Annotated in this window: 20 protein-coding genes and 1 pseudogene; 11 read left to right on the top strand and 10 right to left on the bottom strand. The window is 73.4% G+C overall.

The features are described from left to right. The first annotated feature begins 7 nt into the window (after window positions 1–7). The 4 genes and pseudogenes from ACSHV8_RS10685 (at window position 8) to ACSHV8_RS10670 (ending at window position 3,886) form a co-directional block, all read left to right on the top strand. On the top strand, window positions 8–1,654 hold the full coding sequence (locus ACSHV8_RS10685) for a serine/threonine-protein kinase (protein WP_436531862.1): 1,647 nt from the start codon (window positions 8–10) through the stop codon (window positions 1,652–1,654). Between the two features lie 58 nt (window positions 1,655–1,712). Beyond that, window positions 1,713–2,492, top strand: a complete 780-nt coding sequence (locus tag ACSHV8_RS10680) for a hypothetical protein (protein WP_436531860.1) — start codon at window positions 1,713–1,715, stop codon at window positions 2,490–2,492. A gap of 7 nt (window positions 2,493–2,499) precedes the next feature. After that, window positions 2,500–3,171, top strand: a complete 672-nt coding sequence (locus ACSHV8_RS10675) for a class F sortase (protein WP_436531858.1) — start codon at window positions 2,500–2,502, stop codon at window positions 3,169–3,171. Beyond that, window positions 3,084–3,886, top strand: a pseudogene (locus tag ACSHV8_RS10670) (ATP-binding cassette domain-containing protein). Before ACSHV8_RS10675 ends, ACSHV8_RS10670 begins: the two are co-directional and overlap by 88 nt. 139 nt (window positions 3,887–4,025) lie before the next feature. Here the strand turns inward: ACSHV8_RS10670 and ACSHV8_RS10665 are convergent. The 7 genes from ACSHV8_RS10665 to ACSHV8_RS10635 form a co-directional block, all read right to left on the bottom strand. After that, window positions 4,026–4,556 carry a hypothetical protein gene (locus ACSHV8_RS10665; protein ID WP_436531856.1) on the bottom strand — a complete coding sequence of 177 codons (531 nt, stop codon included), beginning with the start codon at window positions 4,554–4,556 and terminating at the stop codon, window positions 4,026–4,028. A 37-nt stretch (window positions 4,557–4,593) separates the two neighbouring features. Next, the gene (locus tag ACSHV8_RS10660) at window positions 4,594–6,006 is read right to left on the bottom strand and encodes a GTPase (protein ID WP_436531854.1); all 1,413 of its coding nucleotides are present in this window, start codon (window positions 6,004–6,006) and stop codon (window positions 4,594–4,596) included. Next, on the bottom strand, window positions 6,003–7,862 hold the full coding sequence (locus ACSHV8_RS10655; RefSeq protein ID WP_436531852.1) for a dynamin family protein: 1,860 nt from the start codon (window positions 7,860–7,862) through the stop codon (window positions 6,003–6,005). The genes ACSHV8_RS10660 and ACSHV8_RS10655 overlap by 4 nt, the downstream gene beginning before the upstream one ends. Before the next feature lie 62 nt (window positions 7,863–7,924). Further along, window positions 7,925–8,875, bottom strand: coding sequence for a hypothetical protein (locus tag ACSHV8_RS10650; protein ID WP_436531850.1), 951 nt, complete (start codon window positions 8,873–8,875; stop codon window positions 7,925–7,927). Next, the gene (locus tag ACSHV8_RS10645) at window positions 8,872–9,900 is read right to left on the bottom strand and encodes a hypothetical protein (RefSeq protein ID WP_436531849.1); all 1,029 of its coding nucleotides are present in this window, start codon (window positions 9,898–9,900) and stop codon (window positions 8,872–8,874) included. Before ACSHV8_RS10645 ends, ACSHV8_RS10650 begins: the two co-directional genes overlap by 4 nt. A 39-nt stretch (window positions 9,901–9,939) precedes the next feature. Next, the gene (locus ACSHV8_RS10640) at window positions 9,940–10,686 is read right to left on the bottom strand and encodes a TRAFAC clade GTPase domain-containing protein (protein ID WP_436531848.1); all 747 of its coding nucleotides are present in this window, start codon (window positions 10,684–10,686) and stop codon (window positions 9,940–9,942) included. Continuing rightward, on the bottom strand, window positions 10,683–11,660 hold the full coding sequence (locus ACSHV8_RS10635) for an Hsp70 family protein (protein WP_436531847.1): 978 nt from the start codon (window positions 11,658–11,660) through the stop codon (window positions 10,683–10,685). The genes ACSHV8_RS10640 and ACSHV8_RS10635 overlap by 4 nt, the downstream gene beginning before the upstream one ends. Window positions 11,661–11,946: 286 nt before the next feature. Here ACSHV8_RS10635 and ACSHV8_RS10630 point away from each other — a divergent pair, with 286 nt between their 5' ends. Beyond that, the gene (locus tag ACSHV8_RS10630; RefSeq protein ID WP_436531846.1) at window positions 11,947–12,672 is read left to right on the top strand and encodes a Crp/Fnr family transcriptional regulator; all 726 of its coding nucleotides are present in this window, start codon (window positions 11,947–11,949) and stop codon (window positions 12,670–12,672) included. Further along, entirely contained in the window at window positions 12,672–13,556 is an 885-nt protein-coding gene (locus ACSHV8_RS10625) for a hypothetical protein (RefSeq protein ID WP_436531845.1), read from the top strand. The genes ACSHV8_RS10630 and ACSHV8_RS10625 overlap by 1 nt, the downstream gene beginning before the upstream one ends. A gap of 9 nt (window positions 13,557–13,565) precedes the next feature. Here ACSHV8_RS10625 and ACSHV8_RS10620 read toward each other — a convergent pair whose 3' ends face one another. Further along, entirely contained in the window at window positions 13,566–13,931 is a 366-nt protein-coding gene (locus ACSHV8_RS10620) for a hypothetical protein (RefSeq protein WP_436531843.1), read from the bottom strand. Between the two features lie 56 nt (window positions 13,932–13,987). On the opposite strand from ACSHV8_RS10620, the gene ACSHV8_RS10615 reads away from it, so the two are divergent. Beyond that, window positions 13,988–14,887, top strand: a complete 900-nt coding sequence (locus ACSHV8_RS10615; RefSeq protein WP_436531841.1) for an alpha/beta fold hydrolase — start codon at window positions 13,988–13,990, stop codon at window positions 14,885–14,887. Here the strand turns inward: ACSHV8_RS10615 and ACSHV8_RS10610 are convergent. Beyond that, window positions 14,868–15,311 carry a MarR family winged helix-turn-helix transcriptional regulator gene (locus tag ACSHV8_RS10610; protein WP_436531839.1) on the bottom strand — a complete coding sequence of 148 codons (444 nt, stop codon included), beginning with the start codon at window positions 15,309–15,311 and terminating at the stop codon, window positions 14,868–14,870. The genes ACSHV8_RS10615 and ACSHV8_RS10610 overlap by 20 nt on opposite strands. A gap of 83 nt (window positions 15,312–15,394) precedes the next feature. Here ACSHV8_RS10610 and ACSHV8_RS10605 point away from each other — a divergent pair, with 83 nt between their 5' ends. From ACSHV8_RS10605 to ACSHV8_RS10590, 4 genes are all read left to right on the top strand, one after another. Next, window positions 15,395–16,321, top strand: coding sequence for a quinone oxidoreductase family protein (locus ACSHV8_RS10605; RefSeq protein WP_436531838.1), 927 nt, complete (start codon window positions 15,395–15,397; stop codon window positions 16,319–16,321). Between the two features lie 281 nt (window positions 16,322–16,602). Further along, window positions 16,603–17,463 (top strand): alpha/beta fold hydrolase, encoded by an 861-nt coding sequence (locus tag ACSHV8_RS10600; protein ID WP_436531836.1) that lies wholly within the window; start codon window positions 16,603–16,605, stop codon window positions 17,461–17,463. After that, window positions 17,460–19,328 carry a BTAD domain-containing putative transcriptional regulator gene (locus tag ACSHV8_RS10595; protein WP_436531834.1) on the top strand — a complete coding sequence of 623 codons (1,869 nt, stop codon included), beginning with the start codon at window positions 17,460–17,462 and terminating at the stop codon, window positions 19,326–19,328. The genes ACSHV8_RS10600 and ACSHV8_RS10595 overlap by 4 nt, the downstream gene beginning before the upstream one ends. Continuing rightward, window positions 19,277–19,789 carry a hypothetical protein gene (locus ACSHV8_RS10590; protein WP_436531832.1) on the top strand — a complete coding sequence of 171 codons (513 nt, stop codon included), beginning with the start codon at window positions 19,277–19,279 and terminating at the stop codon, window positions 19,787–19,789. The genes ACSHV8_RS10595 and ACSHV8_RS10590 overlap by 52 nt, the downstream gene beginning before the upstream one ends. On the opposite strand, the gene ACSHV8_RS10585 is transcribed toward ACSHV8_RS10590, so the two are convergent. Then, window positions 19,749–21,329, bottom strand: a complete 1,581-nt coding sequence (locus ACSHV8_RS10585; RefSeq protein ID WP_436531830.1) for an alpha/beta fold hydrolase — start codon at window positions 21,327–21,329, stop codon at window positions 19,749–19,751. The genes ACSHV8_RS10590 and ACSHV8_RS10585 overlap by 41 nt on opposite strands. Window positions 21,330–21,383 lie beyond the last annotated feature (54 nt).

The raw sequence follows: 21,383 nt of genomic DNA, 5'->3' as shown, positions 1-21,383 counted from the left end.
GGACGGCGTGAAACCGGACAGTGGCCTCGACGCCGGAGAACAGCGGCACGACCAGGTGGTGGCCGGCCGGTATCGACTGACCGAGCTGGCCGGGACCGGCGGCATGGGCCGGGTCTGGCGCGCCCACGACGAACTCCTCGATCGGGAGGTCGCGGTCAAGGAGGTCCTGGCGCCGGCCGCCCAGCCGGGCCGGGACCGGGCCGAGATCCTGCGCGACACGGTCCGGGAGGCCCGCGCCGCCGCCCGCCTCGACCACCCCGGCGTCGTCCGGATCTTCGACGTGGTCAGCGCGGCCGGCCGGTCGTGGATCGTCATGGAGTACGTGCCGTCGCGATCCCTGCACGACATCGTGGACAAGGACGGGCCGCTGACCCATCAGCACGCGGCCCGGATCGGGCTGGCCCTGCTCGACGCCTTGGAGGCCGCACACCGGGCCGGTGTCCTGCACCTCGACGTCAAACCGCACAACGTGCTGATCGCCGGGGACGGCCGGGTCGTGCTCACCGACTTCGGCCTGGCCACCATCCTGGCCGGGACGCCCGCGCGGGGCGAGCCGCTGCTCGGGTCACCGAACTACATCGCCCCGGAACGCTACCGCCACGGCATCTCCAGCCGGCAGGCCGACCTGTGGTCGCTGGGCGCCACGCTGTACTCGGCGGTGGAGGGGCGGCCGCCGTACGCCCGCCTGGAAGTTGCCGACTCCCTGGCCGCGCTGCTGAGCGAGGCGCCCGATCCGCCGCTCTGCCCGGGACCGTTGCACGAGGTCATCGCCGGGCTGCTGGTCGCCGATCCGGAACGACGGCTGAGCGCCGACGCGGCCCGGGCGGCCATGCGTGACCTCACCCGGCGGGCCGTGGGCGTGCACGCCGTACCGCGTCAGCGGCGCCCGACCGTCGAGGCCGTGCGTTATCGGTCCGCTGCCGCCGCGCTGCCCGCCCCCAAGCCCGGCCCGGCCACCGAGCCCGCACCGGCGGCCGGTGCGCGCCGATGGCGGGGACTGCTGCTCGCCGGGATCGCCACCGCCGTCGTGGTCGCGGCCGGTGGCACCGCGGTGGCGGTGCGATCCCACCGCGGCGGGGAGCCGGTCGCGCCACCCGCGGCGGCATCGGCCACACCGCTGGGCGCCTGCGGCGCGGCACCGACGCAAGCACTGACGACCGCCGACCAGCGTGCGCCGATCTCGCTGCCCGAGGGCTGGTCGTGGCACGTCGACAGCGCGGGATTCGCCCTCCCGGTGCCCCGGGGCTGGAGTCGGGCCGTCACCGCCGATGGGGTGTGCTTCGGCGATCCCGGTGGGATCCGGTCGTTGCTCGTGGCGGTCGGCGGGGCCCTCGACGGCCGGCCGCAGCAGCGCCTGCGGGACGCCGAGCGGACGGCCGCCCTGCCCGGCTATCGGAAGATCAGCATGGGACCGCTTCTGATCACCGGTGGGGGCGCCGACTGGGAGTACTCCTGGCAGCCCGCGACCGGTCCGCGCCGGCACGTCTACCGGGTGCTGCTGGCGGCCGGCGACGATCGCTCCTACTCGCTGACCTGGACCACCCGGGACACCGACTGGGATCTCGACCTGCCCATCGAGCGCACCCTGGTCGACGGGTTTCGTGACTCGGCCCGTCCGTCGGTGATCTGGACGATCCCCGGACCACGCCGCTGACCAATCCGGACCAGGTACGGCTCCGAATCCCTCGTGACTGCAAATGAGGGAGCCCGTCATGAAACTTTCCCGCACCGTTCTCGCTCTGCCCGCCGCGGCCGTGCTGCTGCTGGCTGCGCCGAGCGCCGCGTTCGCCGACGAGAGCGTGCACGTCAAGCTCGACGCTCTCAACCACTCGGGCGCCTCGGGCACCGCCACGCTGACCGCCATGTCCGACGGTGACCTGCAGGTCAGCATCCGGTCGACCGGGCTCGTCCCGAACTCGCCGCACGCGCAGCACCTGCACGGATCCACCGAGGGCATGGACTTCCACTGCCCGGACATGTCGGCCGACCAGGACGGCAACGGCTACGTCAGCACCGAGGAGGGGATGCCGGTCTACGGCAACATCTTCGTGTCGCTGACCACCAAGGGTGACACCACGCCCAAGAGCGGCCTGGCCGTGGACCGGATGCCGACCGCCGACGCCAAGGGCAACCTGGCCTACGACCGGGTCATCCCGGCCGCCGACCTGCCCGCCGGCACCATCGCGCACCTCAAGGACCTGCACGTCGTCGAGCACGGCATCGACGCCAACAAGAACGGCAAGTACGACCTGGCCGGGCTCGGCGAGTCCACTCTGGCCAAGTCGGCCGGCCTGTCCGGCATCCCGGAGGAGGTGACCGACCCGGCGCTGTGCGGGATGGTCTCCGGCGCGGCGGTCGGCTCCGTGCCGGTCGGCGGGGTCGCCACCGGTGACGGCAGCACCCGGCACGACTCCGCGCCGCTGTACGCGCTCGGCGGGTTCGCCCTGCTCGCCGCGGCCGGCGCCTTCGTCGCCCGCCGCCGGCTGAGCTGAGCCGGGCGTGTCCATCGCCGGCACCTCGTCGTCGGCCGGGAACCGCTGGGGGCGCTACGCGCTCTCGGCGGCGGTCCTGGTCCTGAGCGTCATCGGTATCACCGCACTGGTCCGGGGCACGCGGGCCGAACCCGCTCAGCCGCCCCTGGCCGCGGTCAGTGCCGACGCCACGCCGCCCGACCACGCGCCCACCACCGGCCTGACGACCGGGCCGCTGATGAGCACCTCGACGCCGACCCGGGTCGTGATCCCGGCGCTCGACGTGGACGTGCCGCTGACCGGGCTCGGTCAGCAGGCCGACGGGACCATGCAGGTGCCCACGGACGCGAAAACGGTCGGCTGGTACACCGGGGCGCCCACCCCCGGTGCCCTCGGGCCGGCCGTGCTCGCCGGGCACGTCGACTACAAGAACAAGCCGGGCACGTTCAACAAGCTCACCGACCTCAGGCCGGGAGACTCGGTGAACGTGGATCGGGCGGACGGCAGCATGGCCATGTTCACCGTGGTCGAGGTCGTGCGCTACGCCAAGGCGAGGTTCCCGACCGAGGCCGTGTACGGCGCGATCAATCGGGCCGGGCTGCGGCTGATCACCTGCGGGGGCGACTTCGACCGGGCGGCCGGGCACTACGAGGACAACATCGTCGTCTTCGCCGACCTCACGACGGCCCACCCGGCCTGAGCGCCACAGCCTCGGTCCACCCCGGGGAAAACCCCAGGCGGATGATGCTCGGCCTGGACCGGCCCGACCGCGGCACCGTGCTGATCGACGGGCGCCGCTACCGTGAGCTGGCCTGGCCGCTGCGTGAGGTGGGGGCGCTGCTGGAGACCAAGGCGTTCCATCCGGGCCGCAGCGCGCGGGCGCACCCTACCGCGCCGGCGGCGAGCAACCCCGTTCCGCGCTGGTGGGGCTGGAGAGCGCGGCTGATCGCCGTACGGGAAAATTCTCTTTGGGCATGTCTCAACGCCTCGGCATCGCGGCTGCTCTGCTGGGTGACCCGGCCGTGTTGCTGCTGGACGAGCCGGTCAACGGGCTGGACCCGGAGGGCATCCGCTGGATCCGGGACCTGATGAAGTCCCTGGCCGCCGAGGGCCGGCTGGTCGACTCCGTGACCCGGGTCGCGGCCGGCGGCAACGCCCTCGACCCCGAGGTGGTCCGCCACCTGCTGGCCGCCAGCGGGCGCACCGGCGGGCTCGACCCGCTCACCGCCCGCGAGCGCGATGTGCTCGCCCTGATGGCCGAGGGCCGCTCGAACGCCGGCATCGCGACCGCGCTCGTCCTGACCCTGGGCACGGTCGAGAAGCACGTCGCGAGCATCTTCGGCAAACTGCACCTGTCGGCCTCGGAGATCGACAATCGCCGGGTGCTCGCGGTCCTGCGCTATCTGCAGGGGTGACGACCGCACGGCGAGCCGCAGGCCCGGATCGACGAACTGCGGCAGGAAGGCCACCGAGAAGGCGATCAAACTTCCACGGCGGGCGCTCGCTTTCGATGAGGCCGAAGCCGGCGAGCGCCCGGTGTGGATCGTGACGGGCTCAGGCCAGCAGCCACACCGCCGCGATGCTGGCGACCAGCATGACCGTCATGCCGTAGACGGCCCGGCGGACGTGGTTGTGCTTGGTCAGGGCGATCACCGCCATGGCCCCGGCCATGCTCCAGGCCTCGGCCGTCATCGTCGCCGCGTCGGCCCGCCGGATCGGCACGCCGCGGGCGAACCCGGCGGCGACGGTCGGGAACGCGAACCGGTTCTCCCCCGGCGGCGGCGTGACCCGGGGGCGGATCGCCTGCAGCAGCGACAGCCCGGTGGCGACGGTCGCCGCGGTGAAGACGGCCAGGACGGCCAGGCCCGGGTAGCCGTGCGGCGCTCCGATCAGGTCGGGCAGCACCTCGCCGGCCCGGGACGCGACGAACGCGGTGAGTCCGGCGTAGACGGCGACAAGAGTGCCGGCCTTGCCGTCGGCGTGCTGCGTCGCCGACTGGAACGAGTTGACGGCGCCGAGGGCGACCTGCAGTTCGAAGAAGGCGAGGTCCTCGCGGTCCGCGGGGGTGGTGCCGGTGAGCGTCATACCAGCAGAACACCATGATCCGGCCGGCCGAACGCCGTCAGATGAGGTACTCGCAGTATTCGCGCGCTGTCCGTGCGTGACGGCGGGTGGTCGCCGACAGGGCGGTCTCGAGCCGGCGCCAGCGGTCGATCTCGCCTCGCCGGCGATCCGGCCCGCCGAGCGCGGCCACCGGGTCGGGCGCGGTCGCCAGCGTCTGCAGCGCGGCACTGTCGGCGGCCGGCAGGTCGAGCCGTCCCGTGGCCAGGTCGGCCAGCGCCGCCTGCAGCAGGCCCTGACGCAGAGCCGGGTGCAGCCGCAGGTCCCGCAGCCCGGCGCGCAGGGTCGCGAGCGCCTCGCTCTGCCGGCCGGTGGCGCCGGCCCGGGGCAGCCGCTGCAGCGCGGTGAACGCGGACCGGGCCCGCAGGCGGTCGGCGCAGCCGGTGAACCGGGTGTCGATCTCGGACAGCAGCGCGTCGGCACCGGACAGCCGTCGCAGTTCGGCCCGCAGGGTCGCCGCAGACAGCGGCCCGGACCGGGGCAGCCGGACCACCTCCCGTACGCCGTGGATCGCGAACCGGTCGAGCAGCCGCCGCCGTTCGGTCCGGGTCAGCTCGGCCGAGTCCCAGTCGAGGAAGGACGCCGCGTCCCGCAGCGGCGGCCGGGAAACGGCGCGGAGCCGGTTGACGAGCGTGGCGTCGTGCTCGGTCACGACTCCGGCCAGGGCGCTCTCGGCCAGCAGTCCGTTGACCGGCACGACGGTCGCCATCAGCCCGGCGAGCCGGCGCCGGTGGTTGCGGGCGATGCGCTCCCCGGTGGCGGCCGGGTCGGAACCGTCACCGAGCTCGTCGACCCGGCTCAGGACGCCGATCACGGTGGCCGCGGTCAGCGACGTGTGCGCGGTGCGGGCCAGCCGGCGGACCTCGCCGATCGCCTCGACGTCGCCCTCGCCGGGGTGCGGCATGACGTAGAGCAGCGCGTCGGCGTCGGCGAGCGCGGCCAGCGCCACGTCGTCGAGGCCGGTCAGCGAGTCGATCCCCGGCGTGTCGATCAGGATCCGGCCGGTCGGCATCCGCCGGTCGGCCAGCTCCACGTCGACGTGCCGGATCCGGTCGGGGGCGACGCCCAGCGCCGCGACCGTGGACGGCATCCCGCCGCCGGGCCGGCCGGGCACCACGGTCGTCGTACCGTCGAGGTCGTGGACCACGACCCGGTTGCCCGCGGCCGGCCGGAACCGGGCGACGAGCGTCGTGCACTCGGTCGTCGCGGTGGCGGCCACGGTGTGCCCGACCAGCGCGTTGACGATCGTCGACTTGCCGGCCTTGAGCCGCCCGCCGACCGCGACGCGCAGTGCCGGCTCGGCCAGCCGGCGGGCGACCGCGGTGACCACCGCGGCCGCCGGGTGGCCGCCGAGCCGGGCCGCGGCGTTCTCGCACAGGACCCGCAGCGCCGGCAGCGGCCCGTCGCCGGTCACGACTCCGCGATCCCGGTGACCGGGCTGCCGACGGCGGTGCGCAGCTCGCGGGTGCGGGCCAACAGCGCCTCGGCGGTGCTGACGGCGGTGCTCAGGCGCTCGCGCCGGGCGGCCAGGTCGGCCGCGGTGCGCTGGTGAGTCTGCCGATTCTCGGCCAGGTCGGCCGCCAGGACCTGGCGCTCGTCGGCGATCCAGGCGGTGACCCGCCCGGTGAGGGCACCGACCGTGTCGTCGACCATCGCCTTGATGTGGGCCGGGATCTCGGTCTGGGCCTGGGTGATGATCCGGCCGACGTACCGGTTGGCGTCGCCGCGCGCCCGGGTCAGTTTCTCCCGCTGGAAGCGGCGGCGCAGCACCTCGCCGGCGACCGCGGTGCCGCCGATCAGCGGGATGATCCCGGTCCCGCCGGTCACCACGGCGAGGAACATGTAGGCGAGGGCGCCGCCGCGCGACGCGGGCCCGATCCGTTCGACGAAGGCCATCAGCCCGGTCTGGTCGTGCGTGGTCCGGGTGACCCCGGGCAGTTCCCGCAGCCGGTCCGGCATGTCCGGGGTGACCCGCCCGGAGGTCTCCAGGTCCGGGAAGTGCCCGGCGATCTCGGTGGCGATGTCGGCGAATCCCCGCTCGGCCTCGTCCCGCAGGTCCAGCCAGATGCCGTGAAGTCCGTCCCCGAGCTCGGCCGGCAGGTTGTCGACGACGTTCGGGTCGGCGCCGGCGATCCGGTCCTCGACCCGGGTGCGCAGCTCGCCGAGGCTGCGCCGGAAGCCGAGCGTCAACTCCTCGCTGAGCTTCTTGGACCGGCGGCGCAGCCCGGTGCGCCAGGCCGCGTCCTGCTCCTCCAGCGCGGCCAGCTGGGCCCGTAGCTGCTGGATCTCGGCCGTCACGAGCGGGTCGTCGGTCAGCGCGCGCAGCCGCCGCCGGCCGGCGGTCAGGGCGGCGGCGAGGGCACCGGCAGCGACCTGCAGGGCGTTGCCGATCCGCAGGTCCTGCGCGTGCGCGGCGACCCCGTCGGTGAGGGCAGCGGTGAGGGCGCCGAAGCCGCCCCGCTCGTGTAGTCGCCCGGCCGTGGCGGTGTCGCCGGCCCGGGCCGCGTCGGCCGCGTCCAGCTCGTCGCGGCTGCTCACGACGTACCAAGGGGCGTCGGTCCAGCGGGGACCGTGCCCGGCCAGCAACGCTCGGTTGCGTTCCAGGACCTCTGGCCAGCCCGGGAACTTGTCGGCCTGGGCCAGCACGAACAGCACTCCGGTGATCCGCTCGGTGGCCGCGGCCAGGAAGTCCAGCTCGGAGCTGGTCAGCTCGCGGGCGCCGCTGACCACGAAGACCAGGGCGTCGGCGCGGGACAGCCCGGCCAGGGTGATCGCGCGGTGCCCGGCGTCCAGGCCACCCACCCCGGGCGTGTCGATCAGGCACAGGCCGTCGAGCAGCGACGCCGGATGGTGGATCTCGACCCGGTCCACGTCGTCGCGCCGGGCCTGGCCGGTGTCGGGGTCGACCGCCGCGTACATCGCGACCTCGTCCACCTTGATCTCCCGGACGGCGGCCGGCGGCAGGTGGTGCACGCGGGCCGACACCGGCTCGCCGTGCCGTACCTCGATGTAGGTCGCCGTCGCGACGTCGGCCTCGACCGGCAGCAGATCACGGTCGCCCAGCAGCGCGTTGATCACGGAACTCTTGCCGCGTTTGGTCTCGCCCGCGACCACCGCGACGGCCGCGCCGGCCCGCAGGTTGCGCACCTCGGAGCGAGTCAGTTCGGCGGCCTCGCGGAGGGCGGGCGCGTCTCCGAGCGCCTCGACCGCGGTGGCCGCGTCGAGGCAGACCTGGGCGACGATGCCCGCGAGTGGATGCTGTCCGTTCATCGGGTCTCCCCCTTCGGGGTTCAGTGCTGGCCGAAGTCGGTTCAGTGCCGGACGACGTCGGTTCAGTCGGTGCCGAACAGGTCGTCCAGGTCGTCATCGATGGCGCGGGACTCGCGGCGGCGGGTCCCGGGGCCGGTAGGCGGGACGATCGGCCCGGACGGCCGGTCGTAGTGCGACGTCGCCGGCGGCCGATCCCGCGTCGGTTCCGCCGCGGCGGGTTTTCGCCATACGAGCCGTTTGATCGCGGCGGCTTGGCGACACAACCACATCCGGTCCGGCGCCTTGTCCGCGGCAGGGGCCACCTCGGAGGCCACCGGAGTCGTCGGTGCCGTCGTCAGCGGCGCGGGCCGAGCCCGCGACAACCGCGTTTCCCGTACGTCCTGGGAGCACAGATGAGTGATGCGCCCCGGAGCGGTCCCCTGTCCCCAGGCCCAGCCCGTGCAAAGGCAGAACGGTCCCGGGGCGTCCCGCGCAGCGTCCCACGCGCCGGCCGCCTGCGCCTCGGGGAGCAGCCAGATCGCGCCCGGCACGGCCGGCCGCCACGTCTCGTCCGGGCTGCCCGGCTCGTCGCCGACGTACCCGGCGAACTGTTCGGGCTCGGCGGTCCGCGGGCCGGTGACCTCGTGCTCCGGGAGATCCCAGTCGACGCGCATCAGCCGGTCGTAGGTGGGCCGCGCCCATTCCCGCCACCGCCGTTCCCACGTCGCGTAGGCCGGCACCCGGGCGCCGGCCGGGCCGAGCCACCCGACGAACGTGTAGAGGGGGCGCCTGGCCTGCGTGGCCATCGTGTCGCTGACCTCGGCCGCGTCGCAGGCCACGCCGGCCAGCACCCCGAAGTCGCCGCGGGCCAGCACGAACCGGGGGCGCAGGTCGAGAGCGTCGCCGCCGCCGACCGTGGCCAGGACCAGGCCGGCGAGGGTGCCGCGATCGGTCTCGCCCGGCGGCAGGACCCGCCACCACATGTCGGCGTACCGGGTGCGGCCGTACAGAATCGGAGCCCAGTCGCCGGTCATACGATCTCCGTCCGCTCGCCGTCCACGAAGACGGTCATGCCGCGCAGCCGGCTGCGCAGCCGGGTGGTCAGCTCTCCGACCTGGGCCAGCGCGGCCAGTTCGGCCTCCCGCGTCAGGGCCAGGTCGGGTGGGAGCGCGGGGGCGGCCGCTCTGGCCCATCTGAGCTGCGCGGACAGCAGGGACGTCATCGCCCGGACCAGCGTCATCCGTGGGGGCGACGCGCTGACCGGAACGATCGGGGCCGGGGGCAGGGCGGCGGTCCGGCGGGCAATCTCCGCCTCCAGGAGCCGCACCAACGCGTAGATCAGTGGCCGTTCCATGTGCCGCGGCCGCACGTCGGCCGCGGTGAAGGTGTCCTCCCGCTCGCCGATGTCGCCGACCGTGACCGGGCAGACCAGAACGGTGGCCCCGGGTACTCCGATCACCGTGACCAGGTCGGGTAGTTCCTGCTCGATCCTGGTCATCGTCTCGCGCAGCGTCGCGCCGCCGAGGCCGTGGAGCAGGTCGGCCTTGGTGATCATCACGATCAGCGACGGATCGGGCCGCCCGGCGTCGTGGCGATCCCGCAACGCCCGGCGGACGTTCGTACCGATCTGCCGCAACTCCTCGGAGTAGGACCCCGGTGATCCGGCGAGGTGTGCGCGCAGGTGCTCACCGTTGAGCACCATCACGATGCAGTCGGAGCCGACCAACCGTTCCCGGAACACCGGCGCGTCCGGTCCGCTGGCCGCGATCATCGCGCTGCCGCGGAAGTCGACGATGTCGAGATCGGCGATGGTGTCGAAGCCGTCGGTCAGCCAGAAGCGGTACTTCCGCTGCTCACCGTCGGTGGCGGTGAGCCGGATACCCCGCTCCTTCATCCCCAGCCAGGCGCGCATCATGAGGGTGTCCTGATCCGGGTCGACGGTCAGCAGCGCGAGCTCGTCCACCCCGGCCGACAGCATCGCGTACAACGCGTGCAGGAACACCGTCTTGCCGGAGTGCTGGCCACCCACCATGGTGATGGTGATCGTGGGGACCGTCATCGTCGTCTCCCTCCCCGGGCCCGGTACGGGCCGCGACAGTCAGAATCGATCGACCTGGGCGAGCAGGTCACCGAGGTGGTTCGCGGGTTCGACAAGCGTCTCGGGCCGTTCGAAGCGCGTGGCCCGCTCGACGATGCCGTGCTGCAACATCCACAGCACCGGCAGCCGCACCCCGATCGGCCGGGGCCCGCAGGCGACCGGCACGATCACCCCCTGCACGTGCACGGTCCGGGCGACCGCGTCGACGAGTGGCCGGAACGGTGCCCGCAGCCGCTCCAGCACAGCCGGGTCGGTCCGGTCGACCAGGTCCACCTTGGTCAGCACGATCGCGATCGGGGTCAGCCGCTCCCCGCGCAGCGCGACGGCCCGGCGGGCCAGCCCCGACAGCAGCCGCGCGTCGCTCGAGCCGGGACCGTCGCGCAGCAGGCCGGGCGCGTCGGCGAACAGCACCAGTCCGTCCGCGGTCCGCAGGTCGTCGTGCAGCCGGCGGGCGTCCTCGCTCTGCCCGGTCAGCTCGGACAGCGACGCGCCGCGATAGTCGCGCCAGGTGAACGGGAAGATGTTCACGCCGCCGAAGCGCAGCATCAGGTCGTAGGACGTGTGCGTCCCGGAGGCGAACGGATACCGCCCCTGCCGGATGCCCTCGGCCGCCGACCGCAGCCGCCGGTCGGTGCCCGGATCGGCGCTGACCCGGAATCCGGCGACGCCGCGGCTCATCAGGTCGTACATCAGCGAGACGTACGTGGTCTTGCCCGCGCTGCTACGACCCAGCATGACGATGTTCACCGTCGCCCACCGCCGCCGAAGTAGTCGTCGAGGTCGTCGGTGACCGTCCGCGCCCCGGCCCGCCGACCCGGGCGCCCGGCGGCGGCACCACGCACGGCGGTGAGTTCGGGGGCGGCGCCGACCCGGACCGGGCCGCCGAAGCGGGCCGCGACCAGGTCGGCCAGCAGCGGCGTCCGGGCGACCCCGCCGGTCAGGACGGCCGCACTCGACCCGGCCCGGGCCGGCCCGGCGTCGCCGAGGATCCGGTCGAGCCGGTCGAGCACGCCGGCCAGCTCCGGCTCGGCCAGTTCCTCGAACTCGCCCCGGGTGACCATCACCGGTTCCGCCAGCCCGGGCACGGTGACCGTGGCCGCCCGCTCGGCCGACAGGGTCTCGCGGGCGGCGGTGACCGACCCGAGCAGCTTCAGCCGATCGCCGGCGTCCTCGTCGAGCGCGTCCCGCGCGACCGCCCACATGCCCGGATCCCGGTCGGCGGCGTGCCCGGTGACCAGCCGCAGGATGATGTCGTCGAGGTCGATGCCGCCGAACGGCTCGGGCTCCTCGGCCGCGGCGACCACCTGCGGCCGGCCACCGGCCGAGGCGACGACGGCCAGGTCGGCGCCGTGCCCGCCGAAGTCGTAGACCATGACCCGCTCACCCGCGGCCAGGGTGCCCGCGGCGGCGACCGGGGTGGGAGTGAACTCCGGTGCCGGCAGGCCGGCCCGCCGGGCCGCCTCACGCAGTTCGTCCAGGTCGCCACCGGCCCAGGCGGCCGGGTGGACCAGCACCAGCCGGTGCGGCCGGGTCCGATCGCCCCGGGCGGTCCGAAGTTCGGCCGCGACCGCGTCCCGTCCCCCGGGCAGGCGCAGGCCCAGCTCACGCAGTGGCATCGTGCCGGGCGGCACCGGCCACCGCATCTCCCACGGCGCACCGCCCGGGTCGCCGGCGGCACCGCACGACGTGTCGCCCACGTCCACGGCGAGCGTCCACTCCACCAGCGTCCCCTCCCGGCCCATCCGTCGGTGTGCCGCGATCCTCCGTGATCACGGGCCGCCGGCACACCGGACGGTCTGGTGTAGACGATGGACGTGTCGCCGCCGGCGAATCCCATCGTCTGAGGGGGTTTCAGCCGTCGATCCGTCCTACCGTCGACCGGCCGGGATCGTGAACCGTCCCTTGAGGAGCCGGATGCCGTCCGATCGTCTGTTCCGCCGGGAGATCCCGGCCCCTACCGTCGTCCACGCCCGGTGCCGACCGCGGCAGTGGTGGGGTGGGCATCCGATGAGCACACAGCGGACGACGGCGGCGCGACCGCACTGGCCGGCCGGCAGCCTGCTGGCGATGTTGACCCCGGCCGACCGGGCCGGCCTGCTCACCCTCGGTACCCGGCGCGCGCTCGGCCGCGACGAGACCCTGATCCGCGAGGGCGATGACGGCGACTCCGTCCACGTCCTGCTCGACGGGCTGGTGAAGGTCTCCGGGGACACCTACGACGGGCGCACCACGGTGCTGGCCATCCGGGTGCCGGGTGACCTGATCGGTGAGCTGGCCGTGATGGACGGCGGCCGGCGGTCGGCGACGGTGACCGCCTGCACCGCCGTCACGGTCCGGTCGGTCGACCGGGCCGCCTTCGACACGTACCTGGACTCGTACCCGGCCGCGGCCGTCGCCGTACGGCAGTCGGTCGCCGCCAAACTGCGGGAGGCGACCCGGTTGCGGATCGATCTGAGCGGCGCCTCGGCCCAGACCGGGGTGGCCCGGGTCCTGCATCAGCTGGCCGAACGGCACGGCCGGCCGGATCCGGCCGGGCGGGTCGTCGACGTGCCGCTCAGCGAGGGCGACCTGGCCGCGATGATCGGCATCTCGCTCGCCTCGGTCCAGCGCGCCCTGGCCGAACTCAAACGGCTGGGCCTGATCACCCGCACCTACCGGCGGACCGTGGTGACCGACCCGCGGGGGTTGGCCGAGTTCGGCCGGGGCACCACCGACCCGACCGGGAGGCAATGATGCGCAGACCCACCCCCGCGATCCGCCGGCTCTGCCTGGTGATCGACATGGAGGGTTACAGCCGGCACAAGAACATGGCTCAGCTCGACGCGCAGAACCGGATCCTGACGATCGTCCGGTCGGTGTGCCGCCGGGCCCGGATCAAGCTGTCCCACATGGTCCGGCAGGACAAGGGCGACGGCGTGATGCTCCTGCTGCCGGTCGGGGTGGACGAGGCCCGGGTCGTCGCGGCGCTCGTGCTCGGGCTGCGCAACGCCCTTCACGAGGCGAACCGGAACCCCGAGCAGTGGGGCACGCTGCGGCTGCGGGCCGCCCTGACCCAGGGCGTGGTTCACACCGGGGACCTCGGCTATGTGGGGCAGGCGGTGGTGGAGGCGTGCCGTCTGGTCGACGTGCCGGAGCTCAAGGACGGCCTGGCTCGGGCGAAGGCGACCAGCGACCTCGCGTTCATCGTGGCCGACGACCTGTTCCGGGACGTGGTGGAGCAGGACTATCCGGGCCTGCCGTCCTCGGAGTTCCACCCGTTCAACGTGGCCCTCAAGGAGTACACCGGCACGGCGTGGATCACTCTCGCGCCGAAGGGGCCGGCCGTGGACCCGTACGCCTCGGCGCACACCACCCGGCTGATCGGGGGGATCTTCGTCGGTGTGGTGGCGGTCGAGTCGGCCGCGATCATCGCCGACGGGCTGTGGGATCTGCTCGCCGACGACGACACCGGTGCGACCACGGCCCCGCCGCCGTCGATTCCCGCCGGCGAGGCCAACCGCGACCACGAGACCGGCGACGATGACGACGAGGATCACCCGGACGACGACCCGGAGGAGCACGAGGAGGTCGTGGACGACGAGGATCATCCGGACGTCGATCACTACGTGCACTACTGAGCGGCGCGGTTACCAGATCAGGAGGCCGGACTCCCGGCTCCGGGCGTGGTAGGTCATGTAGATCATCGTGCTGAGGTTGCGCTCGATGTAGTTCTGGTTCTCGTCCAGCGTCTTGCCGTCGAGCGTCGCCGCGGCGATCTCCGGCGCGCGGAGCAGCAGCGTGGCGCATTCCCGCAGGAAGGCCTCGGTCTCGTCGGCCCGAATCCGGAGGAAACCGCCCGCGACCCGCGGCAGGAACGTCGCCCCCAGTTCGCCGATCACCGGCGCGGTCCACACCCGCTCGGCCCCGACCCCGTCGAAAATTCCGTAGGGCGTCTCCTCCAGAGCGAACTCGTCGTCCGGAAGATCGGTGACAATGTGAATGCTGAGGCTCATGTCCGGGCAACTATAGATCAACATTTTTCGGTACGGCGTCAGAAAAGGTCCCGCGGATGACGAAGCACGTGGATGCCGGCGTGTTGTCGGTCGCCTACCTGGAGGACGGCCCGGTCGACGGCTGGCCGGTCGTCCTGTCGCACGGCTTTCCGTACGACGTTCACGCCTACGACCGGGTCGTCCCGGTTCTGACCGCGCACGGCGGCCGGGTGATCCGCCCGTACCTCCGCGGCTTCGGACCTTCTTGTTTCCGCGACGCCGGCACGGTTCGCAGCGGGCAGCAGGCCGCTCTCGGGTCTGATCTGGTCGCGCTGATCGACGCGCTGGGGCTCGACCGGCCGATCGTGGCCGGCTACGACTGGGGCGGTCTGGCCTCCTGTGTCGCGGCCGCGCTGTGGCCGCAGCGGGTGGCCGGGCTGGTGTCGCTGGCCGGCTACGACGTCATCGACATCGAGCGGCAGCGGCACGCGTTCACCCCGGCCGTCGAGCACGTCGTGTGGTACCAGCATCTGTTCCAGACCGAGCGGGGCCGCGAGAGCCTGGCCGCGCACCGCCGTGAGCTGTGCCGGATGTTGTGGCGGCAGTGGTCGCCCGGCTGGGATTTCGACGAGGCGACGTTCGCGCGGACCGCGCCGTCGTTCGACAACCCCGACTTCGTCGACGTCGTGATCCACGCCTACCGGCACGCGCTCGGTCAGGTCGCGGGCGATCCGGCCTACGACGACCTGGAGGCCCGCCTGGCCGGGCGGCCGCGGATCATCGTGCCCGCGGTAACCCTGGACGGCGCCTCCGACGTGCTGAAGCCGGGCGGCACGGCCGATCACGCTCCGATGTTCGCCGCCGGGCACGAGCACCGCCTGATCGATGCCGGTCACAACCTTCCGCAGGAGGCGCCCGACGCGTTCGCCGACGCCGTGCTGACGGTGCGGGCCCGGCTCAGTCACCGCCCGGTTTGAGCGGCCCCGGGCCGGCCGAGCTGATCAGGATGGGTTCGAGCAGGCCGGCCAGGGTCTGCTGCTGTTCCGCGTCGAGGCCCCGGGTCGACGGCTCCAGGGCGGCCCGCACCTCGGCGTAGATGCGCCCGGTCAGCTCCAGCCCGGCCGGGGTCAGGAACACATCGGTGGCCCGGCGGTCCTCGGGGCTCTTGTCGCGCCCGATCAGCCCGCGGCGTTCCGCCCGGTCGATCAGCCCGGACATCGACGACTTGTCCACGCCCAGGAAGAGCGCCAGATCGGTGACCCGGGCGCGGCGATCGCGCAGGATGCCGAGCACGCGCAGCTGTGTCAGGGACAGATCGTTCCCGGCGCCGACCCGGGTCAGCACCCCCATCACCTGAAAGCTGCTGCGGACCAGCGCATCCACCACGGCGTCGGACGTCATGCCGTCACCCTACTTGACATGGATGGGATTACCAACCATTCTCGTATTAGTTGGTAACCCCACCCATTTTTCGGAGGTTCTCCATGCGCGCCGCCGTCATCACCTCGTTCGACTCCCCGCCGGTCTACCGCGAACACCCCGAGCCGCTCGCCACCGGCGACCACGAGATCGTCGTCGACGTTCTCGCCGCCGGCCTGCACCACCTGACCCGGGCCAAGGCCGACGGCACGCACTACAGCAGCACCGGCCGGTTCCCGATCGTCCCCGGCGCCGACGCCGTGGTCCGCGACCCGCAAGGCACCCTGCGCTACGCCGCCCTCGACGACACGAACCTCGGCACCTTCGCCGACCGCACGGTGATCGACGTGCGCCGCAGCATCCCGCTGCCCGCGGGCGCCGACCCGGTGACGATCGCCGCCGCCATGAACCCGGCGATGTCCTCCTGGGTCGCCCTGCGCCGCCGCATCGACTTCCGGCCCGGGCAGCGCGTGCTGATCCTCGGCGCCACCGGCAGCGCGGGCCGGATGGCGATCCAGATCGCCAAACTGTTCGGCGCCGCCCAGGTCATCGCCGCCGGCCGCGACACCGCGCGGCTGGCCGGCCTGGCCGCCCTCGGCGCCGACGAGACGATCACCTTCGACAAGATCGACCGGGCCGCCGACACCGACGTCGTCATCGACCTCGTGTGGGGTGCCCCGTCCGCCCAGACGATGCTCCCCCTGCTCACCGCCCGCGCCGACCGCACCGCCCCGCTGACCTGGATCAAGATCGGATCGATCGCCGGCGAACACGCCCCGGTCCCGTCGGTCGCCCTGCGCGCGGCCCGCCTGCAGATCATCGGCAGCGGCATCGGCTCGGTCACCTCCCGCGACTTCCTGGCCGAACTCCCGGAACTCGCCGCCGCGCTGGCCGCCGGCACCCTTCAGGTGCAGTCCCGCGCCGTCCCCCTGGCCGACATCGGCCGGCACTGGACCACCGAATCCACCGACCGCCTCGTCTTCGTCCCCTGATCAGAAGCGCCCCGATCAGGCGAGGCAGCGCACGACGACAGCGATCCGGGTGATGTCCGACGAGTCGGACGCCTCGACGGAGACGACCTCGAGCTCGACCCGGCGCCGATCGGTCCGGACGAACTCCGTCCCGACTTCTCGCTACCTGAGCGGGTCGACCCAGCTCATCATGGGGATCCCGGGCCGGAGTGGAGATCGACCGGATCGCGGTGAATCAACGATTCGTCAACTGCGCTCTGCGACGATCGGTTCCCGCGGTCAGCCGAAGGAGCCGATGAGAGATGTACGTGGGTTCGGAGGTCCGCATCGGCGACCTGCCCCTGGTCTGTCACGTGCGGGGGCGGGGCCCCCGCTGTGTCGCCCACCCGGCCGGCCCGGGCATGCACTGGGAGTATCTTCGGATGCCGCTGGCCGAGCGCGACCACACCATGATCTACGTCGAGCCGGCCGGCACCGGCGACTCCGGTTCGCTGCCCGCGGACGCCCGGTATGACCTGGACACGTACGTGAAGCATCTCGACGCCGTGGTGGCGGCGTTCGCCGACGAGCCGGTGTTCGTGCTCGGTCACGGGCACGGCGGTTTCGTCGCGCAGAGTTACGCCCTGACCCGGCCGCGCGCGCTGGCCGGGCTGATCCTGTACGCGACCGGGGCCGTCGCCGACGCGCCGATGCTGGCCCAGGCCCGGTGGAACCTGCACCGCGACACCGACGGGGACGCGGGCGACGTGGAGGCGGCGAGCCGGCGGCTGCGGGAGGTTCTGCCGTCGCACTTCGCCCACTACGAGCGCCGGCGACCCGAGTTCGCGCCGCTGGTGGACGCGGTGCGGTGCTGGCCGCGGCCGGCCGCCGACTTCGCCGCGTTCGACCTGCGCGAGCGGATCCCGTCGATCTCCGTGCCGACGATGATCCTGGCCGGGGCGCACGATTTCGTGTTCGGGCCGTCGTCGGCGGCGGCGTTGCGGGCGGCCATGCCGTCGGCCGGGGTCGCCCTGTTCGAGAACAGTGGGCGGTTCGCGCACGTGGAGGAGGCGGAACGGTTCGCCTCGGTGCTGATGGAGTTCACGCGCCGGGTCGCCCACGGCGGCGGCCCGCGGCACGGTCCCGGGCCGTCGGTCGCGGCCGGCGAGGTGCTCGACTGGTGAGCGCCGTCCCCCTGCGTCTGCAGGTCATGGGACCGTTGCGGGTCTGGCGGGACGGTGCCGAGGTGGATGCCGGGCCGCGTCAGCAGCGGGCCCTGCTGGCACTGCTGCTGGCCCGCGACGGCGCCCCGGTCGGCATGTCCGATCTGATCGCGCTGGTCTGGGGGCCGGGCGCGCCGCCGAGCGCGGTCAACGTCGTCCACAAATACGTCGGCACCCTGCGTCGCCTTCTGGAACCCGATCTTCCCGTACGTGTTCCCGGCGCCTACCTGCACAGCGGCACCAGCGGCTACCGTCTCACGGCCGGCCCGGACGTCCTCGACCTGGCCGAGTTCCGCGCCGGGGTGGCGGCTGCCCGCGCCGCCGAGCAGCCGGAGCAGGCGCTGAAGCACTACGCCGAGGCGTTGCCGCTGTGTCACGGGCTCTCCGGTGACGCCCTGGCCGACAGTGTCGGGGCGTCGGCCACGTTCGCGGCCGTGGACAGCGAGTTCTACGACGCGGTGGTGGCCGCCTCGGATCTCGCGGTCCGGTTGCGCCGCCCGGCGCCGGTGCTGGCCCCGCTGCGGCTGGCCGCCGAGATGAATCCGCTGCACGAGCCGGTCCACGCCGGGCTGATCACCGCGCTGGCCATGGCCGGGCAGCAGGCCGAGGCCCTGGCCGTGTACCGGACGATCCGCGCGCGGCTCGCCGACGACCTGGGCATCGACCCGGGGCAGAGTCTGGCCGACGCCCACCGGCGGGTGCTGACCCAGGACGTGCCGCGGCCGGCGGTGGACGCCCGGCCGCCGCTGACGCCGGCGCAGCTGCCCCCGGATCTCCCGGTCTTCGTCGGGCGCGCGCCCGAGCTGGCCGCCCTCGGTGACCTGGTCGAGGGGATGGCCGATCGGTCGGCCCCGCTGATCGTGGCGCTCGACGGCATGGGCGGGGTCGGCAAGTCCACCCTGGCCACGCACTTCGCGCACCGCTACGCCGACCGGTTCCCGGACGGTCAGCTCTACCTGGACCTGCAGGCCGATCGGGGCGACGACGACGTCCGGGCCGGGGACGCGCTGCGCTCGCTGCTGTACGGCCTCGGGGTGCCGGCCGCTCAGGTCCCGGACACGTTCGACGCGCGGGTGGGCGCCTACCGCAGCCGTACCGCCGGGCGCCGGATCGTGGTGTTCCTGGACAACGTGCGCGATCCCGCGCAGGTCCGGCCGCTGCTGCCCAGTTCGCCGGAGAGCCTGGTGCTGCTGACCAGCCGTCGTCCGCTGCTCGGGCTGGCCGCGTTCGACGGCGCGCACCTGCTGCGCCTCGACCTGCCCGACCGGTCCACGGCCGAACAGCTGCTCGAACGGCGACTGACCGGCCGGACGGCGGACACCGCGGTGGTCGACGAGATCATCGAGTCGTGCGGGCGGCTGCCGCTGGCCCTGGCCATCCTGGCCGCGCGTCTGACCGCCCGGCCGGCCCTGTCGCTGGAGGCGGTCGCGGCCGACCTGCGGGACGGAGCCCGCCGGTTGCAGGTGCTCGCGGCCGGCGACGGCGTGGCGACCCGCGTACCGCTTTCGCCTGGTCGTACCGGCAGCTCGGCGACGACACGGCCCGGCTGTTCCGGCTGCTGTCGCTGGCCCTCGCCCCCGGGATCACCGCCGGGGCCCTGGCCGCGCTGGCCGGCGGCGACCCGGCGCACACCCGGGCCGGCCTCGACGAGCTCGCCGAGGCGGCGCTCGTGGAGGAGCACGGCGGGGGCCGGTTCACGTCACATGTGCTGGTCAAGACGTACGCGCAAGAGCTTTTCGGCAGTGTCGAAGAGGACGGCGAGCGCCGGGCCGCGGTGGGCCGGCTGCTCAGTTACTACCTGCACAGCTGCGTCAACGCGCAGGTGATCCTGGACCCGGCCCGGGAGCCGGTGACGTCCGCGCCGCCGGTGGCCGGGGTCCGGCCCGAGCGGCCGGAGACTTCCGAGGCGGCGCTGACCTGGTTCGACGGGCAGCGGGAGACGCTGACCGAGGCGGTGCGGCTCGCCGCCGAGACCGGAGACGCGGCCACGGCGTGGCCGCTGGCCGTCGCGATGCAGCAGTACCTGCAGGTCAGCGGGCACTTTCAGGAATGGGAGGACGTCATGCGGGTTGCGTTGCCGGCGGCCCGGGACAGCGGCGACGACCTCGGCGAGGCGCACGTGCTGCGCGGCCTGGCCGGCGCGCGATGGTCGCTCGGCGCCGGCGAGGAGTCCCCCGGCCTGCTCCGGGCCGCCCTGCGCCTCTTCGAGAAGCTGGACATGCCGCGGGAGCAGGCCCGGACCCGGCTCACACTGCGCCGGGTACTCGAAGCGCTGCCTCCCCGTTGATGCCGAACGCGGCGACCGGATCCAGCACGGCGCCGCCCGCATAGTCGAACGCGTACCGGTCCTCGCCCAGCGCGGCGACCGCGGCGGCCCGGACCCGGGACAGCTCGACCGCATCGTCCGGGTCCGGCACCTGCCCGGCCGCCGCGAACGCGCTGTCGGCGAACCCGGCCATCCGCGCCGCGCGGGGATGATCACCCTCGGCCGAGGCCGTCGCGGCGGCGGCGATGCCGAGGTACGGCACGAACGCCCGCATGTCGCCGCGGAACACCTGCTCACGGACCCCGGCGAACAGCTCCCGGGCCCGATCCAGGTGGCCGAGATGCAGCTCGACAAAACCCAGGTTGTACGACTCGGACGTCACCTGCTCGGGCTGACCGAGGCCGGCGTTGAGCGCGATACTGTCCCGATACCGTTCCCGGGCCAGCGCGAGATCACCGGAGAGCCGGGCCACCGCGGCCAGGACGTGCCGTGGACGCTCCTCCAACGCCCGCACCCCCGACCGCACCGCGACGTCGAGGGCCTCCCGCGCCACCTCCTCGGCCAGCCCGAGATCGTCGTTGCGCAGCGCGACCCGCGACATCGCGTACAGCGCCTCGACCTCGCCGGCCGGCTCCCCCACCGCCCGCGCCCGCCGCACCTCGGCGCCGGCCAGCCGCAACACCTCGGCACTGTCGCCGCGCCGGAACGCCGACCGGACCTCGTCGGCGAACTCCGGGAGCAGCGCCTCGACGAACCGCTCGGGCTCCTCCAGATGACCGAAATGGCCACTGTCCTCGAGGATCACCAGCCGCGACCCGGCGATCCCCGCGTGCAGCATCCGCGCCCACACCGGCCCGCAGATGAAATCGTGCCGGCCGGTCACCACCACCGTCCGCGCGGTGATCAGCGGCAGGTCGGCCCGCAGGTCCACCTCGGTCGACGCGAACGGCACATCCCACGCCCGGATGCCGTCGCGCAGTGGCTCGAACTCCGCGCGCCGCCCCCAGAAATCGGCGAAGTAGATCGGCAGGACCGCCGCCAGCCGTGCGCTCTTGTCGCCATCGACCGCCGGACCGGCCATCACCGCAGCCGCCTCCGCCGCCTCGGGGACGTCCGGAAACCTTCGCGGATGGGCCGCCGCCTGCTCGGCCGCCGCCGCCCAGAACACCGCGTCGGTCACCGGCGTCGAACTGTAGAGCACGAGCCCGGCGACCCGCTCCGGATGCAGCACGGCGAAACGCTGCGCGACGACCCCGCCGTGCGAGTGCCCGAGCAGACTCACGCGCTCCACGCCGAGATGAACAACCAGGGCGAAAAGCATTGCGGCGTACGTGTCGACGTACGTCCCGCCGTCCGGCACCGGCCCCGAATCGCCGGTCCCCAACGGTTCGACGTACACCATGGTGAAATGCTCCTCCAGCAGTGCCGACCGCAGGTAGGAGTACTCGACACCGGGCCCACCCGAGTGCGCGACCATCACCGGGCCGCGCCCGGCGACGTGATAGACCTGCCGATTTCCGTACGCCGTGAAGCTGTGCGGGCCCGGGCTGAGATTACGCATGTCCTGCTGACTCCTGGAACGTGTCTTCGGTTACCGGCTCTGGCGTTTCCACCC

The sequence above is a fragment of the Actinoplanes sp. HUAS TT8 genome (genome assembly GCF_051380535.1).
Lineage (GTDB): Bacteria > Actinomycetota > Actinomycetes > Mycobacteriales > Micromonosporaceae > Actinoplanes.
The sequence above is the reverse complement of the archived record's forward strand: the minus strand, read 5'-3'. Positions and strand labels throughout refer to the sequence as shown.

Bases quoted from the DNA above. Each gene is read 5' to 3' on its own strand.
- ACSHV8_RS10600 (WP_436531836.1), top strand. From the start codon at position 16,603: ATGTACGTGGGTTCGGAGGTCCGCATCGGCGACCTGCCCCTGGTCTGT.
- ACSHV8_RS10610 (WP_436531839.1), bottom strand. From the start codon at position 15,311: ATGACGTCCGACGCCGTGGTGGATGCGCTGGTCCGCAGCAGCTTTCAG.
- ACSHV8_RS10650 (WP_436531850.1), bottom strand. From the start codon at position 8,875: ATGACCGGCGACTGGGCTCCGATTCTGTACGGCCGCACCCGGTACGCC.
- ACSHV8_RS10630 (WP_436531846.1), top strand. From the start codon at position 11,947: ATGAGCACACAGCGGACGACGGCGGCGCGACCGCACTGGCCGGCCGGC.
- ACSHV8_RS10585 (WP_436531830.1), bottom strand. From the start codon at position 21,329: ATGCGTAATCTCAGCCCGGGCCCGCACAGCTTCACGGCGTACGGAAAT.
- ACSHV8_RS10615 (WP_436531841.1), top strand. From the start codon at position 13,988: ATGACGAAGCACGTGGATGCCGGCGTGTTGTCGGTCGCCTACCTGGAG.
- ACSHV8_RS10680 (WP_436531860.1), top strand. From the start codon at position 1,713: ATGAAACTTTCCCGCACCGTTCTCGCTCTGCCCGCCGCGGCCGTGCTG.
- ACSHV8_RS10665 (WP_436531856.1), bottom strand. From the start codon at position 4,556: ATGACGCTCACCGGCACCACCCCCGCGGACCGCGAGGACCTCGCCTTC.
- ACSHV8_RS10655 (WP_436531852.1), bottom strand. From the start codon at position 7,862: ATGAACGGACAGCATCCACTCGCGGGCATCGTCGCCCAGGTCTGCCTC.
- ACSHV8_RS10645 (WP_436531849.1), bottom strand. From the start codon at position 9,900: ATGACGGTCCCCACGATCACCATCACCATGGTGGGTGGCCAGCACTCC.
- ACSHV8_RS10620 (WP_436531843.1), bottom strand. From the start codon at position 13,931: ATGAGCCTCAGCATTCACATTGTCACCGATCTTCCGGACGACGAGTTC.
- ACSHV8_RS10625 (WP_436531845.1), top strand. From the start codon at position 12,672: ATGCGCAGACCCACCCCCGCGATCCGCCGGCTCTGCCTGGTGATCGAC.
- ACSHV8_RS10605 (WP_436531838.1), top strand. From the start codon at position 15,395: ATGCGCGCCGCCGTCATCACCTCGTTCGACTCCCCGCCGGTCTACCGC.